The sequence below is a fragment of the Peribacillus sp. B65 genome (genome assembly GCF_058513295.1).
In genome coordinates this window covers 2,921,357-2,937,287 of sequence record NZ_CP195840.1, presented here as the reverse complement: position 1 = coordinate 2,937,287, position 15,931 = coordinate 2,921,357, and the positions used below count along the sequence as shown (strand labels likewise).

Sequence of the window (15,931 nt, the reverse complement as noted above, 5' to 3'; positions counted from 1 at the left end):
TTTAGACGATGTTTTCTATTTATGATATATGGGAATATTGAATTCTAATGAATCAAAGGTAATATTGACCGATTGATACCATCGGGATATCATGTTAAATAGATTGGTGACACCGGTCTTATCATCATAAAAGAAGGTTGATATTTTTGAAAAAAGGGCAGCAAACGAAAGAACGAATCATAAATGTAGCCCGGACTCTTTTTGCCACTAAAGGTTTTGACATGACAAGAACGAATGAAATTGCCTCTGCATGCAATGTTTCCGAAGCTACTATTTACAAATACTTTGACAGCAAAAAAGATTTGCTATTAGCTACAATTACCCCTGATGAGAAAGAGGAAACTGAAGATGGGACTAGCCATCTATCCACGGATGATCTAGTGGAGAATCATGTTTGCACCATGATAAATAAAATTCTTGATAATAAAGAACAATTTTCGATACTATTCAGGGAAACACAATTCGATCAAGATATTTCGAAGCAATATGTAGATCAGATTTTCAAGCCGAATGCCAGGCATATTGAAATACAGAAGAGAATAGATAGTGGAGAGATACAATATATCTCTGATATTATCCTATTTAATGTAGGGATCATTTCTTTTACATTGGCATTATCTACACATTATGAGATCCACCAGCAGAAAAAGGAGCCATATTTTACTTCTGAACGAATTAAGAGCATTGCTCAACTTTTGGTATATGGTATTCATGGCAAACAAAAACATACATAATGAAACGGTCATATTTAAGGGCATGAGCATCAAGCCGTAAATATGACCGTTTCTTGTTTCATTCAGAGTAGATGTCCAGAGTGTAAGATTTGACTTATATTTTTCAGACTATTACGATAAATGCATACTGTACGAAATGCTTTACGAAGATTTTATCTGGCAATCATGTAATATTGGAGGGGTATATTAAATGAGCGATATCGTAATTTTATCAGGAAGTCCGGCTATTCAGTCCAGAACGGACATTTCACTAAAACATATTCAATCATTAGTCGAAAACGAAGGATTTACCACAGCTTATTTCTCAATCACGGATTTCTCAGCAGATGATTTATTCCAAGGCAAATATAATAGCGAAGATATCTTAAAGCTTTCAGAGAAAATTCAAGCAGCTAGAGGTGTCATTATTGGTTCACCGGTTTATAAGGCTTCTTATACAGGTGTATTGAAGGCCTTGATTGATTTGCTGCCAGAAGGTGCTTTTAAGGGTAAGCCAGTACTGCCAATCATGATTGGCGGAAGTAACAGGCATCTATTGGCGATTGACTATGCACTTAAACCATTAATTTCAATATTAAAAGGCGAGCCGCTGCAGGGCATTTATTTTGTTGATAAGGAAATAGATAAACAGAATTCAGAAAAACAGATAAATGATTTGCATTTAATTGATCGGGTCCAGAGTCAAGTTCAAGAATTTGTAGAAGCGATACAGTTAAGAAATTAATGAATTCGAGTAATCCCTTCGTTTAAAAGGACTGGAATTCGAGAAATTATTTTTTCAGATGATGACTGGCGCCAATTATAGGCTTGTTAATGAAAATAGACTCATTTTTTTGGAGTCTTTATCTAAAAAGACGAGTCTATTTTCATATTTACATGAACATAAAATCATAATCGGAATAGTGTGTATAAAAATAACAGTTCATCCATAATATTAAACCAAGTTATTTTATAAGAAAACTCCATTGACAAGGATTAAATATATGTTAATATTTAAAATAATAAAACTTATCCAGAGCGACGGAGGGAATTGGCCCTTTGAAGTCCAGCAACCTGCATGGTCGATGCAAGGTGCTACCTCCAACAAAATGTTGATCATTTTGGAAGATAAGGTAAAGATATTTACCTTGGGATCTTTCCATCATGGAAAGATTTTTGTTTTTTGGAAAGTTGTAGGCAAACCATAACAATGTAAGGTTGTTTGGAATTATATAAATCTAAGAAATTCATTTGATCAGCGGTGAAAATAAGAAATTCGCGGATTTTCTTAAAGGAGGAACAGGCTTGGATAAAGAGAATCAGCTTGAAGAAATATTTGAACGACTTCAAGAAATGCTTAATTCTATGAAATATGGGTCCATTACACTTATTGTCCAGGATGGTAAAATCATTCAAATGGAAAGAAATGAAAAATTAAGAATTAAATAAGGTATCTGCTGACTAGAAAAACTAGAGGCGGATTTAACTGATATAAAGAGAGTATTGGTTAGATTCGTCTCTTTTTTCCTAGAGTCAAATAAACTGGAGAAGATTACAACGGGTATTGATCAACAGTTACTCTAACCTGATACAGCAAGTTTTAGAGGGGGCTACAAAGTTGGCTGCATTAATAAACTATGAAAATTTCAACACTGGGGATTTCCCTGTATTTCCCGAAGACAGTGAGACAAAAGGTGCTTTGGAAGTTCTGCAATGGGCGAATGACCATTATGGAAACGAACTGATTTATGCTTGCAGTTTTGGCATTGAAGGCATCGTGCTTACGGATTTATTGGCGAAGGTCAATCCTTCTGCCAAAATAGTTTTCCTTGATACAGATGTTCATTTTGAGGAAACTTATCAATTGATCGAGCAAGTGAAAAAGCGATATCCAAAGCTTTCGATAGAAATGAAGAAACCTGCCTTGACGCTTGAGGAACAAGCAGCGGAATATGGGGATGAATTATGGGTTAGAGATTCAAATAAGTGCTGTAACATCCGTAAAATCATTCCGCTTACCGATGTGCTTTCAACGGCAACAGCATGGCTTTCGGGACTGCGGAGGGAGCAATCCGAGACAAGGGCTTCGACCGAGTATATCAATAAGGATAATAAGTTCAAGTCAGTTAAAATATGTCCACTCATACATTGGACATGGAAAGATGTTTGGCGCTATGCCCATAAAAACGGACTTCCATATAATATCCTGCATGATAATGGATATCCGAGCATTGGATGTAAAACATGTACAGCACCAGCCTTCAATGCAGATGATTTACGCTCTGGCCGTTGGCAAGGAGCTCAAAAAACGGAATGCGGATTGCATTTATCTTAAATAAATAGAAACCATAGGGGGAAATTAGCATGACAATCAGTTTACCGCACGGAGGAACACTAATCGATCTTTGGGAACCAAATTATGATATTAGTAAAATAACAAAGTCAATCGAAATCGATGAAATTGCTTTAAGTGATCTTGAATTGATAGGCACTGGTGCCTACAGTCCAATTAAAGGATTCTTTACAAAAAGTGACTATGAGACAGTGGTCAAGGATATGAGGCTTAGCAGCGGTCATGTATGGAGCATCCCGATTACGCTGCCTTTGACCGAAGAAACTGCCGAAACCCTTACTATAGGTGAAGAAGTAACGTTGACTCATGAAGGTGAAACATACGGGGTTCTCTCCGTTTCCGATATATACACACCAGATAAGCAATTGGAAGCGACACTAGTTTATCAAACGGATGATGAGAAGCATCCAGGAGTGAAAAATTTATATAACCGCGGTGATGTATATGCCGGCGGGGAAATAAAGTTGATCAAGAGAATAGAGCGTCCGCAGTTTCAAGCTAATTATTTGGACCCGGTCGAGACAAGGAAAGCTTTTGCTGAAAAGGGCTGGGAAACGGTTGTCGGCTTCCAAACCAGGAACCCTGTTCACCGTGCACATGAATACATTCAAAAGACAGCATTGGAGATTGTCGACGGCTTATTCTTAAATCCTCTCGTAGGTGCCACTAAATCAGATGACATTCCGGCAGATGTAAGAATGGAAAGCTATAAAGTGCTGCTTGAAAAATATTATCCTAAGGATCGCGTCTCCCTTGCAGTTTTCCCTGCTGCCATGCGTTATGCAGGACCTAGAGAAGCCATTTTCCATGCCATGGTCCGTAAAAATTATGGTTGCACCCATTTTATCGTCGGACGTGATCATGCGGGTGTGGGCGATTATTATGGCACATATGATGCTCAAAAAATCTTTGGGAATTTCAACGCAGATGAGTTAGGGATCACGCTATTATTCTTTGAACATAGTTTTTATTGTAAAGAATGTGGCAATATGGCTTCCGCTAAAACTTGTCCTCATGGCAAGGAAGACCACGTCATCCTGTCTGGAACGAAGGTAAGGGAAATGCTGCGTAACGGAGAAATTCCTCCAGCTACCTTTAGCCGTAAAGAAGTCATCGAGGTATTGATCGAAGGTCTAAAAAAGAATGAAGTTTATAACTGATCGGACATAAATTGAAGGACCACATGAAGAGGGGGATTATTAATGAGTAAAAGTACGAATGTCACTTGGCATGAAACGTCATTGACCAAGGAGCTCCGCCGGAAGCAGAACGGCCATGAAAGCACAGTTCTATGGTTCACTGGTCTCTCGGGCTCCGGAAAATCAACGATTGCGAACGCGGTCGCTAAAGAGTTATATAATCGGAATATTCGAAGTTATGTTTTGGATGGTGATAATATCCGCCACGGATTAAATAAAGATTTAGGTTTTTCTGAAGAGGATCGAACCGAGAATATTAGACGAATAGGTGAGGTTTCCAAGTTATTCGTGGATAGTGGGCAGTTCGTATTGACCGCCTTCATATCACCTTTCAGGGCAGATCGGCAGATTGTACGTGATTTACTCGATGAAGGGGAGTTTATTGAAGTATACATAAAGTGTCCGATCGAAGAGTGCGAAGTGCGTGATCCAAAAGGTCTTTATGACAAGGCGCGTAAAGGAATCATTAAAGATTTTACCGGAATCGACTCTCCATACGAAGAACCTGAACAACCGGAAATCACTTTAGAATCCGACCAATACAGCATTGAAGAGTGCGTTGAACAAGTAATCGGCTATTTGACAGCAAAGAAAGCGATCTAATCAAGGAGGAAATGTAATGGTTTACGAGAAATTTTGGTCGGAAAATCCACTAATCGCTAAAAATAAAACGGAAATCTGGAAATTAGAAAAAGATGGATTGAAGATATTCGATGATATTCCACATTACGCTGTAAATGGTTTTGATTCCATCCCTAAAGAGAATTGGGATATGTTCAAGTGGGCAGGTCTATACCTGCAACGGCCAAAAGAAGCAGGTTACTGGATGATGCGTGTCGTTATTCCCGGAGGTATCCTGACTTATGATCAACAGATAACTCTTGCTAACATCGCTAAAGATTATGGGAGGGGTGTATATGACATTACAACCCGTCAAGCCGTTCAATTCCACTGGTTGACCATCGAACAAGTCCCGGATATCTTAAACCGTTTGGAAAAGGTCGGAATGACTACGGCCGGTGCATGTGGTGATATCACACGTAATATCATCGGTAATGCATTGGCAGGCATCGATCCTGACGAACTTTTTGATACACGCGAGGTACTTTATGATGTATTTGAGTATTTCCGCCTTAACGAAGACTATTCAAACCTTCCGAGGAAATATAAAATGTCCATAAGTGCTAATATCCATAATGCTTCAAATGCTGAAATCAACTGTGTTTCATTCAATCCGGCTACTAAAGTAATTGATGGAGTAACGGAAGTTGGTTTTCACGTAAAAGTAGGCGGTGGGCTATCCTCCGTTCCGATGCTGGCAGAAGAACTTGACTTATTCATTTTACCTGAAAAAACAGTCGAAGTAGCGGCCGCCATCACGACGATATTCCGTGACTTTGGGTACCGTGAAAAACGTCATCGCTCGCGTTTGAAATTCCTTGTAGCTGATTGGGGTCCTGACCAATTCAAGGAAAAATTGCTGGAGTACACCGGTCCGCTTCCTGAAAAGGGTGAAAGTGCGGTGAAGGAATGGAATGCAGGTTATTTCTACGGCATCCATAAACAAAAACAAGATGGTCTGAACTATGTTGGTGTCAATATACCAGTTGGTCGTCTAAATCCAGACGAAGTGATTGAGTTTGCCGAACTTGCGAAGAAATATGGAAATGGTGAAATCCGCAACTGTAATTCTCAAAATCTTATCATTCCAAATGTGCCGGATGCAAAACTTGAGGAATTAAAACAGGAATCCATCTTTGAAAGATTTCCATACCACCCAAAAAAATTCATTGGTTATTCCGTTTCTTGTACAGGCATCGAGTATTGCAACCTGGCACTCGTTGAAACAAAAGAACGAATGAGGACCATTTCTGAATCATTGGACAAGGAAATAGATCTCGATGTTCCTGTAAGGATGCATATGGTGGGTTGTCCGAATAATTGCGGTCAAAGAGCCATCGCCGAAATTGGACTGCAAGGCATAAAAATGAAAAACCAGGACAAAAAGATGGTCGAAGCTTTTGAGATATACGTCGGGGGAACGCTGAATGAAGGCGGTAAGTTCAATGAAAAACTTAAAGGGAAAGTGGAAGCTGAACAGCTCTATCATGTTCTGAAAGAACTGATCCTATTTTTCAAACAAACAAAACTTCTATCCGAAACCTTTCTTGATTTTGTGGAAAGGGTAGGGATATCCCAGTTACAAAGTAAGCTAGATGATATATTAACGGAAGTGGCCGTTTAATAGGGGAAGGTAAGCAATCCATGAATCTATACCGTTTCGAAGTCACTATCAAGGAAAAACCAATCCATGTCATCATTGTTGCCGATTCGGATGAAAAGGCGTTTGACCTTGTTGATATCGAGCTGGAAAAACATTTTTTGAAAATGCCTGAAGTGGATGACATCTCATTATATGAAAAAAGGAAAATTAAAAATGGAGCAGGTTTCGTTTTATCGGAATTCGAAACGATTCTCTAAGGGAAGGCAGGTTGCATAAATGGGGAAAGTATATCTAGTAGGAGCCGGTCCCGGAGATCCAGATTTAATTACATTAAAAGGATTAAAATGCATTCAAGAAGCTGATGTCATTTTATATGATCGACTTGTCAATAAAGAACTTTTGAATCATGCAAAAGATGGTGTAGAGCTGATTAATTGCGGTAAACTGCCGGATTATCATTTATTGCAGCAGGATACCATCAATCGGTTCCTGGTCAAATATGCAAAAAAGGGAAAAGTGGTCACCCGTTTGAAAGGCGGAGATCCATTCGTCTTTGGGAGAGGCGGGGAGGAAGCGGAAGCCCTTGCCAAAAGTGGCGTGAGCTTTGAAATCGTTCCAGGAATTACGGCTGGAATCGCCGCTACAGCTTATGCGGGAATCCCAGTTACACACAGGGACCACGCTTCATCTTTTGCAATTGTTACCGGCCATCGGAAAAAGGATGAAGAGGATAATATCAAATGGGAATCCCTTGCAAAAGGAATCGATACATTAGCCATTTACATGGGTGTTAAAAACCTGCCCTATATTCAAGGGAAACTTTTGGAGCATGGAAAAAATCCAGAGACTCCGGTAGCCCTTATCCATTGGGGGACATTAAAAACACAAAGAACAGCTGTCAGTACGTTGGCTAATGTAGTGGAAACCGCCAATAACGAACAGATTTCCAATCCTTGCATGATAGTCGTGGGCGATGTCGTTAATTTACGGGAAAAAATCAAATGGTTTGAAGGAAAACAAACCGAAAATTTGTTGGCGAATGAGGCCTTTTAATGGAAGCCATTTTATATATTTGCCATGGAAGCCGCGTTAAAGAAGCTTCAGCCCAAGCCATTGATTTTATTAAAGTTTGTATGCAAGCACAGCCGAATTCCATTCAGGAGTATTGTTTCCTGGAATTGGAAACTCCTACGATAGAAGAGGCCTACGACCGATGCGTACAAAAAGGTGCGACGAGAATCATTGCCATTCCAGTTCTATTGCTAACGGCTGTACATGCAAAACATGATATTCCGGTCATCCTGAACAAAATGAAAGAACGGTACCCTGCCGTTGAATTGAAATACGGAAGGCCGATTGGTGTCAGTGATAAAATGGTTGACATTTTAGTGGAACGGTTGGAGGAAACAAATGTAAGGGTTACGGAGGATTCCTTGGTTTTATTGGTTGGAAGGGGCAGCAGTGATCCCGACGTGAAAAGGGATTTGTCTAGACTGGCCGATTTGCTAAGGAACAGGTTTCCTAAAATCCGAGTGCAAGAATGTTATTTGACAGCTGCCACTCCAAGCTTTGGAGAAGCATTGGAATTAGCAGGGGAATCTCGATCAAACCAAGTATTTATCATTCCTTACCTATTGTTTACCGGTCTCTTAATGCAGTCGATTGAAAAAAGTATAAAAAAGCTCCAAAAAAAGGGGAAGCAAAAAATCATTCTTTGCCGATATCTAGGTTATCATCCAAAGATCGAACAAGCAATATCTGAACGAATTCAAGAAGTGAGTGGGGAGGGAGCCTATGTATCCAATTACGCTTAATATTGAGAACAGAAAGTGTGTCATCATCGGCGGTGGTAAAATAGGTTACTTTAAAGCGGGCCCCTTATTGGAAGCAGGTGCCGAAGTGACCGTCGTAAGCCCCGAGATATGCACGGATTTTCAACTGTTGGGGAAAGAAGGTAAGATTCGAGTCTTACTTAAAGAAGTGGAAGAAACTGACTATAAAGATGCGTTTTTAATCATTGTTGCAACGAATTCTACGGAAGTTAATGAACGAGTGTACGAGAATGCATCCCAAAGTCAGCTGGTGAACGTAATCAGCAATCATGAGCTGGGTAACTTTCATATACCGGCCACATTGAATAGAGGCATGCTTTCCATTAGTGTTTCTACAAATGGAGCAAGTCCAACTCTCGCTAAAAAAATTCGGAATGACCTAGGTAAAGTATATGATGAATCTTATGAAGATTATCTTGAATTCCTTTTCGAAGCAAGGATGATCATTAAAAGTGGTTCCTTTTCAAAAGAAGAAAAATCTAAGTTATTGAAAGATTCAATAGAGGATATTTATAAATATTCCCTAAAAGAAAGATATCGTTTCTTAGCTAGGCTTATGCCAGTAGAAGCTGAATAAAAAAATCATGGGCTGATCAGAAAAACTGAAGGCACCTAACCAACATGTTATTTCATTTTGGTTAGGTGCCTCTTTGTGTCTTAAAGATCAAACTGATCTATACAGGCAAACGGTGGTCGATGTTATCTAGGTTCTATTTTAGTTGAAAAAGGGGAATGTCATGAAAAAGTTAATCGTTTTAGCCTTTATCGGGTTTTTAGCCCAATTAATCGATGGTTCGCTTGGAATGGGGTATGGAGTGAGTTCCACCTCCTTATTGTTGACATTCGGAATTGCCCCTGCAGTAGCATCAGCATCCGTACATTTATCGGAAGTAGTGACCACAGCAGTTTCCGGAGCTTCACATATAAAGTTTGGGAACGTGGATAAAAATATGGTCTATCGCTTGATCATTCCAGGTTCAGTTGGTGCATTTGTAGGTGCATGTTTCCTGAGCAACCTGCCAGCAGAATTAGCTAAACCGTATATTGCCATATTTTTATTTGGCCTTGGTGTATACGTTTTATTCCGCTTTTTATTTATTTTTAAACCGTCAAAGGACACTGAAACCGTAAGGCCATTGACCGCAAAACAATCCATTCCGTTAGGCCTTTTTGCAGGCTTTTGTGATGCAACAGGCGGAGGCGGTTGGGGACCTATTGCAACGCCTGTTTTATTGTCAAAAAAAGGAATGACGGCGAGAAAAGCCGTAGGGACTGTTGATACGAGTGAATTTGCCATTGCTTTCTTCGGAAGTCTTGGTTTTATCATTTCGCTTGGATGGGAAGCAGTCAATTGGCTTTGGGTCGTAGCGTTGATAATTGGTGGGGTGGTTGCTGCACCAATTGCAGCCTGGTTAGTCCGGATGCTTCCTGCTCAATTAATGGGTGTTTTAGTCGGTGGTTTCATTATTTTGATTAATGTACGAACATTATTAGCTACATGGATTCCGATTGAAGCACACATATATATTTATACAGGCATCGTGATTATATGGCTTTCTGGAATACTTCTTACCATCAATAAGATGTCCAATGCGAGAAAATATGATCATATCGAACAACGGCAGAATGTTTCCTGAACCCCGAGTTTGATAGAATCGAATTTGCGATACGTAACATAAAAACTCGTAGGTACATAAATACCTACGAGTTAAGCCATTTGACAAATGGGAGCGCCTTTAAATTTTTATAAGGTTCTAAACTCTATTTAATAGATTAATTCATTTTCTAGAATCATTTATTGGCTGTTATTAATCGAGAGATCTATGCCTCCAATTTCTATGTAGTTTATTCCCCTAATAAAGAATTAATAGAACCCTTGATGGCCATTGTGAGAGATTGAATAGCAGCAGAACCATTAATTTATGGCCTGCTGCTGTTCAAATGATTGAATTGTACTTTCATATAATTCAATTAGCGGTAATATATTTTTTTTACTATCGAATTGTTTCAATACCAATTTCCTTAAATCCCTGCCTGTTTGAACCCCGGCGTTTGATTGATGAAGGTTGCGTAAGTCCCGATAAAGAATGGCTTGGCTGCAAGTCTGTTTTGCAGCGTGATCCCCAAAGTAGCATTCCCAGGCTTGTTGAAAGTTTTTCTTATTCACTTCCCCAAAATACCCTAGATTTCCACATGAAATAACGGGTCTTTCACATGCCATAGCCTCCAAAGCAACCCTGCCCGTACCTACAACATAGTCTGCAAGTGCATAATAGTCTCTCACATTCTTTTGTTCCCCAGTGAAATGAATGAACTCTTCTTTATATAAAGATTGGATGCTCGCAGCCACATTCTTAATGTCCTTGAGCTGGCTGCCGTTACCGATGATGATTACATGAAGGTTGGGGATATCCTTTAATTTTAAATCCCTGCAAGCTTTGATTAAAAGCATGCAGATTTTTGCTTTATGCCGAGTTATCCTGCTGCAGTAAAGAATTACTTTTGCATTCAAGGGAATATTCATTTTTTTTCTTAATTCCAAAGAAGGGGAAGGGGAAAAATCGGCTGTATCAATTCCATTTGCAATGACTGAAATATTCTTAGGGAAAAATGGCTGAATATGTTCTTTTACCGGTTCACTAACTGCAACCGCAGCATCTGTAAACTGTAACACACTTTTTATATCCGATTTCTGGAAGTATGTCCCATGCAGGGTGAAGACGAAGGGAATATTGTAGAGCTTAGCTGCCTTTGCAGAGAGGTAGCCGGATATAATTTGGTGCCCGTGCACTAGTGTAATCTGTTCTTTTCGTAACAATTCTACCAAGCTATTCAATAATGGAGATTCCTCATTCGAGTTAATCGTCAATGTTTTAGGGAAATTCATTTGGTGAACTTTACATCCCGTTTCTCGTAACCGGCTAATCATACTGCCTTTTCCAGTAACAACTGCTGTATATATTCCTTTAGACTGTAATTCATTCACAAGACTCAATACATGCGTTTCCGTTCCGCTTACATCCATTGTATCTAACACCATCAGGACTCTTATTGATTTCATGATGCCTTACCTCTTTGGGAAAATTCATCAGATCCAGTAACTGTATGATGATGAATTTTATTTGAATTTAATGGTGAAAGTAACAATTTAATGTGGGAACCTGGCTCATTTATTGATGCACAACAATTAGTATCGTCCGCTTCAGAAAAACCTTTATTAATAGGAAGTGAACAATTGAAAAAAGGGGATTTTGCTTGTTCCATACGTTCTGCTTTTAATGCAGACTTTTTGTGACATGAAGGGATTACAATGCCTATGTAATCCTTTTTTTGTTTGTTCGTCATAGTTATCACCTCAACCGTATCATATTCATTCATTAGAGAAATGGACATGATTTCGTAAAACCTTCAAAAAAAAGTAAAGTAATTTAAAAAAAGGTTGATTAGTCCAAGCCGAAAACATCAGTCATCAATATACTACTTTTGAAGCGATATAGAAGCAGCAGCAAATTGTCAAGATCCTCAAAGGAATCAAATGTATCTGGTGGATCAATGAATTCAGGGGAAATCGAATCAAGGCAAAAATATTAGCAAGGTCGAAAATTCATTTTCGGTTTGAACCATACCAGGATTCACATTATCGATCGACAATGAGTTCAGTGCTGCATGAAAGATAAGAAGGGGGGACCGTTTCAAAAAGGAGAAGGTAAAGAAATGAGAGCATGGGGATGAAGGAAAAAAGAAGAGAACCATGACGAAGGTAATAAAATAGACAATATAAAGGTGGTAAAATAATGAGCACTGAGAAGCAAAGTGAGAAGCAAAGTGAGAATCAAAGTGAGAAGCAAAGTGAGAAGCCATGTAAAAAGAATAGTTACGACTATCTCTACTATAAATGGCTTGTTGAAAATGGTAAACCAAGACCAGGAACACCTGACACTTCAGGAGATCCATTCATTGATTTAAGAGGTGCTTTAGCAGCATTACTAGGAAGAACGGTAACGGTTTCAACTGATTTTGCCCCGGTAACGGGAATATTGAGTTCAATTCAAACTAATTATATCGTAATTACTGAAGCTGCGGGAACTGTAGTATTTGTTCCGTTCAATTCCATCAATTCTTTTAGAGAGCCTATATAAGGAGGAGAATGCATTGTTAGCTAGTATTTTTTATGTACAATTAAAACATTACATTGGGAACACGGTCGAAGTGGCAACGAGCAGTGATTTATTCGAGGGAGTGCTATTTGAAGTAACAGATGATATTTGTCAATTAACAGAAACCTCTCCAGGTTATGAAGGCAATCTTGATATCATAACCATTCCACTAAGTGAAATAAGCTTTGTTCGCGTTAGTCACGCACAATAAGATATATGAAGAAGCAGCCATCTATAAGGTGGCTGTTTCTTTTTGAACGTGTAAAATGCTTGTAATTTAAAAGCGGAATCATATGTCATCAATATTAGAGTTATTAATTTGAAACAATCATCCCACATTCTACAAGAAACGTGTTTGAATTTTGGATATATGTTGTGAAAATGGCGGAAAAGGTAGTTAATTATTTTTCAGTTTTGTACAATGATTAAATATGAATTTGAAAAGGAGTTTTAAAATGGAAGGCATCTCTGATCATTTAAGGGAAAATTTGGATGTTTTGTTCGTAGGTTTCAATCCAAGCATCCGTTCAGGCGAGACTGGCCATCATTATGCGAATCCAAACAACCGCTTTTGGAAAATCCTCTTCGAGTCCGGGCTGACACCAAGGAAATATGCTCCAACCGAAGACTCGTCATTACTGGATTTAGGTTATGGTTTTACCAATATCGTTTCCAGGCCTACAAAAGGAGCGGAAGATATCACTAAAGAAGAGTACATAATAGGAAGGCAGCAATTAAAAAGGAAAATTGAAAAGTATGAACCTAGACTTGTCTGTTTTGTAGGCAAGGGTGTTTATCAGGAATACCGTCAATTACGAAAAATCTCTTGGGGGCTGCAAGAAGAACCTTCATCGAATCAATCCATGGAATTCGTTGCCCCTTCTTCCAGCGGCTTAGTTAGAATGCCGATAGATGAGATCATCGAAATATATAGTGAGTTGCCCATTCTGCTTGGCAAGCTGAAAAGCAATTAAAGGCACTTATTAATATAAGGGTGGATTGGAAAAACGATGACTTTTCCGATGATGGGGAAGGCTTTTTGCAAGGAGTAAAGGATTGTATACCTAAGTATCGGTTTTGCTGAAGGGGTCGCGAAAGAAAGTCATGATTAAGTATGATTGAAGTGGCACTAATGTCGCTTTTACTCTATGCAGGGTCTGGACAATTCATGGCGGCATGGATTATGGCCGCAAGTCATCCGATCTCGGCCATGATTTTTACGTATATTTTTGTTAACAGTCGTCATCTATTGCTGCATTAGCTCCTTAATTCAGGCAGCAAGGTTTGAAACAAAAACTGATAACTGGAGCCTTACTAACGGATGAAACATTTGGAGTTGGCGGCCACAACGGCACAGAAGAGGAAACGGTTTGATTTTAGTATGCTTGGTACAATCTTGAAGCCTATATAAATTGGTTACTAGCAAAAGCGGTTTCTGCCCTGACAGCCATGTTTACCGGCCTTCTTAGTTTTGAATATTGAGTAAAAAAGACTTTTTTATAGATCTTGCAGTCGTTTTTTGGCAGCATATTAATCGTTGTTGCATTAGGGTTTCTTCTTTCCTGGCAGTACTGGCGTCATAGTTGCAACGGTTATAGCTTCAGCGATAGGGGATGGTGATTGACAGATGGAAATAAGCAGGTATATCCTTGGGGCTTCATTTGTGACTTTCATACCTAGAATCGTTCATTTGATGCTGAGATTAGTAATATGCAGATTCCAAGGGCATAGATTGGCTAAAGCATGTACGGTGGCCGTAATGGAGGCGTCATTGGTTCAAGAACTTCTATTATCGGAACAGGTTTTTTTAATTAAGGGTAATGCTTTAAATTTGGCCTCAGCTTTTACCAGCTTTCCTGGTTGCCATGTTTACGAGAAGTCTATGGAGTACGGTAATGATTGGCATGCTTTCAATGATGATACGATTATTCTTTTAATAACTACTAAACATTTGAATGATAGGCCGATATAACCAGTAATGGATTGCCATTACTGGTTTTTTATTTTCCAAAGAACATATTTCATAACGGCAACTTCATTACGGGTAGGCAAATGACGCTTTTTTATTGAACATTGGAAGCTTGATTATCAAAAACGGCAGTGATTACATAAACTGTGGTGAATGAACTTCTGAAAAAGTCGTTATGGCTAGCTGAATTGAAAGCGCTTTTAATTGAAAAATGAAACAACCAACGTTTAGAAAATGGGAGTCTGTCAACAATGGGAATAAGCAAATAACTATGGAGGTGTTCAATTAATGAATGTAAATGGTGCCCTAGAGGTTCTTGATCGCATGCGGCTTCCTAATGGCGCATATACTGCAAGTGTTTCCGATGATTATAATTATGTCTGGATAAGGGATGTCGTTTATACAGTAATACCTTTTATAAATGATCCGTCCAATCGTTACGAGAAAGCATATCATGCTTTATTCGACTTATTTCAATCCTATGAGTGGAAGATAGATATTCATACGGAACAGAAACCCCAATTTCTATTTGAACATATCCATGCACGGTATTCCACTGAGCTTAAAGAACTGCCAGATGAGTGGGGCCATGCCCAAAATGATGCGATAGGTGCGTTTTTATGGGGTGTCGGTGAAGGATATAGGCATGGGAAAAAGGTGATAAGAAATCAACGTGATTTAAAGATCGTTCAAAAGTTGGTCAGTTACTTGGAATGCCTGCAATATTGGCAAGCGGAAGATAACGGGATGTGGGAAGAGAATATCGAAATCCATGCTTCAAGCATAGGGGCATGTGTTGCCGGTTTGAATTCAGTCAAAATGCTGGTCAACGTCAAGGAAGGACTCATTAAAAAGGGAGAAGAAGCTCTTCGTTTCCTGCTTCCAAGGGAAAGTTATTCAAAAGAGACGGATTTAGCCCTTTTATCCTTAATTTATCCTTATCGTCTGGTAGACCGTGAAATAGCACTTAAAATATTGAAGAATGTCACAGGGCGCCTAGAAAGAACAAAAGGTTGCATTAGATATGAGAATGACCTTTATTACAATGACGGTCAAGAAGCGGAATGGTGTTTCGGGCTTCCGTGGCTGGGATTATGCTACCTTGAACTTGGCATGATGAACAAAGTTAAGGAATATATAGATAAAACGAAAATGATCATTCCAGAAAATTGGGAAGTTCCTGAGTTATATATAGGAGGCAGTAATATACCAAACAGGAATACTCCTCTGGCATGGTCAGTCTCATTATCCTATTTATTCTTGACGAAGACTCACAGTATTCGAACTGAACAAATAACATGAAGCATTCATACTTGATACCTTAAAGCTCTTCCTAAAAAATGGGAAGGGTTTTATTGGTATAATAATATTTTTACAATAAATGACTATTTTTCACAAAAAAATGTTTTATTTATTAAAAAAACGGGCATTTATTACAATAACTTCACCTCCATTTGAAGGATTAATACCATTTTTACCGAATA

The 15,931-nt window shown here is 38.9% G+C and carries 20 protein-coding genes and 1 riboswitch; of the genes, 18 read left to right on the top strand and 2 right to left on the bottom strand.

Going from position 1 to position 15,931, the window contains the following annotated elements; all coding sequences use genetic code 11:
• Positions 1–146: 146 nt before the first annotated feature.
• The 12 genes from ACSR9O_RS14385 (at position 147) to ACSR9O_RS14330 (ending at position 9,958) form a co-directional block, all read left to right on the top strand.
• Complete coding sequence (locus ACSR9O_RS14385) at positions 147–734, top strand: TetR/AcrR family transcriptional regulator (protein ID WP_101225392.1); 588 nt, start codon at positions 147–149, stop codon at positions 732–734.
• A 190-nt stretch (positions 735–924) separates the two neighbouring features.
• Entirely contained in the window at positions 925–1,458 is a 534-nt protein-coding gene (gene ssuE, locus ACSR9O_RS14380; RefSeq protein WP_491724579.1) for an NADPH-dependent FMN reductase, read from the top strand.
• Positions 1,459–1,739: 281 nt separating this feature from the next.
• Positions 1,740–1,848: riboswitch (SAM riboswitch) on the top strand.
• A gap of 170 nt (positions 1,849–2,018) precedes the next feature.
• Positions 2,019–2,162 carry a YezD family protein gene (locus ACSR9O_RS14375; protein ID WP_072273036.1) on the top strand — a complete coding sequence of 48 codons (144 nt, stop codon included), beginning with the start codon at positions 2,019–2,021 and terminating at the stop codon, positions 2,160–2,162.
• Positions 2,163–2,343: 181 nt separating this feature from the next.
• Positions 2,344–3,048 carry a phosphoadenylyl-sulfate reductase gene (locus tag ACSR9O_RS14370; RefSeq protein WP_397315072.1) on the top strand — a complete coding sequence of 235 codons (705 nt, stop codon included), beginning with the start codon at positions 2,344–2,346 and terminating at the stop codon, positions 3,046–3,048.
• Positions 3,049–3,077: 29 nt separating this feature from the next.
• Positions 3,078–4,226, top strand: a complete 1,149-nt coding sequence (gene sat, locus ACSR9O_RS14365) for a sulfate adenylyltransferase (protein ID WP_101225389.1) — start codon at positions 3,078–3,080, stop codon at positions 4,224–4,226.
• Positions 4,227–4,268: 42 nt separating this feature from the next.
• Positions 4,269–4,868 (top strand): adenylyl-sulfate kinase, encoded by a 600-nt coding sequence (cysC, locus tag ACSR9O_RS14360; protein ID WP_230175904.1) that lies wholly within the window; start codon positions 4,269–4,271, stop codon positions 4,866–4,868.
• 16 nt (positions 4,869–4,884) lie between these two features.
• Complete coding sequence (locus ACSR9O_RS14355; RefSeq protein WP_491724578.1) at positions 4,885–6,510, top strand: nitrite/sulfite reductase; 1,626 nt, start codon at positions 4,885–4,887, stop codon at positions 6,508–6,510.
• 20 nt (positions 6,511–6,530) lie between these two features.
• Entirely contained in the window at positions 6,531–6,746 is a 216-nt protein-coding gene (locus tag ACSR9O_RS14350) for a DUF3906 family protein (protein WP_101225386.1), read from the top strand.
• A gap of 19 nt (positions 6,747–6,765) precedes the next feature.
• Positions 6,766–7,542 carry a uroporphyrinogen-III C-methyltransferase gene (gene cobA / locus ACSR9O_RS14345; protein WP_402937146.1) on the top strand — a complete coding sequence of 259 codons (777 nt, stop codon included), beginning with the start codon at positions 6,766–6,768 and terminating at the stop codon, positions 7,540–7,542.
• Positions 7,542–8,303 carry a sirohydrochlorin chelatase gene (locus tag ACSR9O_RS14340; RefSeq protein WP_491724577.1) on the top strand — a complete coding sequence of 254 codons (762 nt, stop codon included), beginning with the start codon at positions 7,542–7,544 and terminating at the stop codon, positions 8,301–8,303. Before cobA ends, ACSR9O_RS14340 begins: the two co-directional genes overlap by 1 nt.
• Positions 8,284–8,898: an NAD(P)-binding protein gene (locus ACSR9O_RS14335; protein WP_491724576.1), complete on the top strand. Its 615-nt coding sequence runs from the start codon at positions 8,284–8,286 to the stop codon at positions 8,896–8,898. Before ACSR9O_RS14340 ends, ACSR9O_RS14335 begins: the two co-directional genes overlap by 20 nt.
• 160 nt (positions 8,899–9,058) lie before the next feature.
• On the top strand, positions 9,059–9,958 hold the full coding sequence (locus tag ACSR9O_RS14330) for a sulfite exporter TauE/SafE family protein (RefSeq protein ID WP_101225382.1): 900 nt from the start codon (positions 9,059–9,061) through the stop codon (positions 9,956–9,958).
• Between the two features lie 278 nt (positions 9,959–10,236).
• Here ACSR9O_RS14330 and ACSR9O_RS14325 read toward each other — a convergent pair whose 3' ends face one another.
• Positions 10,237–11,382, bottom strand: a complete 1,146-nt coding sequence (locus ACSR9O_RS14325) for a glycosyltransferase (RefSeq protein WP_491724575.1) — start codon at positions 11,380–11,382, stop codon at positions 10,237–10,239.
• Positions 11,379–11,699, bottom strand: a complete 321-nt coding sequence (locus tag ACSR9O_RS14320) for a hypothetical protein (protein ID WP_491724574.1) — start codon at positions 11,697–11,699, stop codon at positions 11,379–11,381. The genes ACSR9O_RS14325 and ACSR9O_RS14320 overlap by 4 nt, the downstream gene beginning before the upstream one ends.
• A 416-nt stretch (positions 11,700–12,115) precedes the next feature.
• Here ACSR9O_RS14320 and ACSR9O_RS14315 point away from each other — a divergent pair, with 416 nt between their 5' ends.
• From ACSR9O_RS14315 to ACSR9O_RS14290, 6 genes are all read left to right on the top strand, one after another.
• Entirely contained in the window at positions 12,116–12,460 is a 345-nt protein-coding gene (locus tag ACSR9O_RS14315; RefSeq protein ID WP_101225379.1) for a DUF2642 domain-containing protein, read from the top strand.
• Positions 12,461–12,473: 13 nt separating this feature from the next.
• Positions 12,474–12,689 (top strand): LSm family protein, encoded by a 216-nt coding sequence (locus tag ACSR9O_RS14310; RefSeq protein ID WP_101225378.1) that lies wholly within the window; start codon positions 12,474–12,476, stop codon positions 12,687–12,689.
• A 244-nt stretch (positions 12,690–12,933) separates the two neighbouring features.
• Positions 12,934–13,452 (top strand): mismatch-specific DNA-glycosylase, encoded by a 519-nt coding sequence (locus tag ACSR9O_RS14305; RefSeq protein ID WP_101225377.1) that lies wholly within the window; start codon positions 12,934–12,936, stop codon positions 13,450–13,452.
• 140 nt (positions 13,453–13,592) lie between these two features.
• Positions 13,593–13,739, top strand: a complete 147-nt coding sequence (locus ACSR9O_RS14300) for an AzlC family ABC transporter permease (RefSeq protein WP_363320533.1) — start codon at positions 13,593–13,595, stop codon at positions 13,737–13,739.
• Between the two features lie 432 nt (positions 13,740–14,171).
• Positions 14,172–14,450 (top strand): hypothetical protein, encoded by a 279-nt coding sequence (locus tag ACSR9O_RS14295; RefSeq protein WP_491724573.1) that lies wholly within the window; start codon positions 14,172–14,174, stop codon positions 14,448–14,450.
• Positions 14,451–14,735: 285 nt separating this feature from the next.
• Positions 14,736–15,749, top strand: a complete 1,014-nt coding sequence (locus ACSR9O_RS14290; protein WP_101225374.1) for a glycoside hydrolase family 15 protein — start codon at positions 14,736–14,738, stop codon at positions 15,747–15,749.
• The last annotated feature ends 182 nt before the right edge of the window (positions 15,750–15,931 follow it).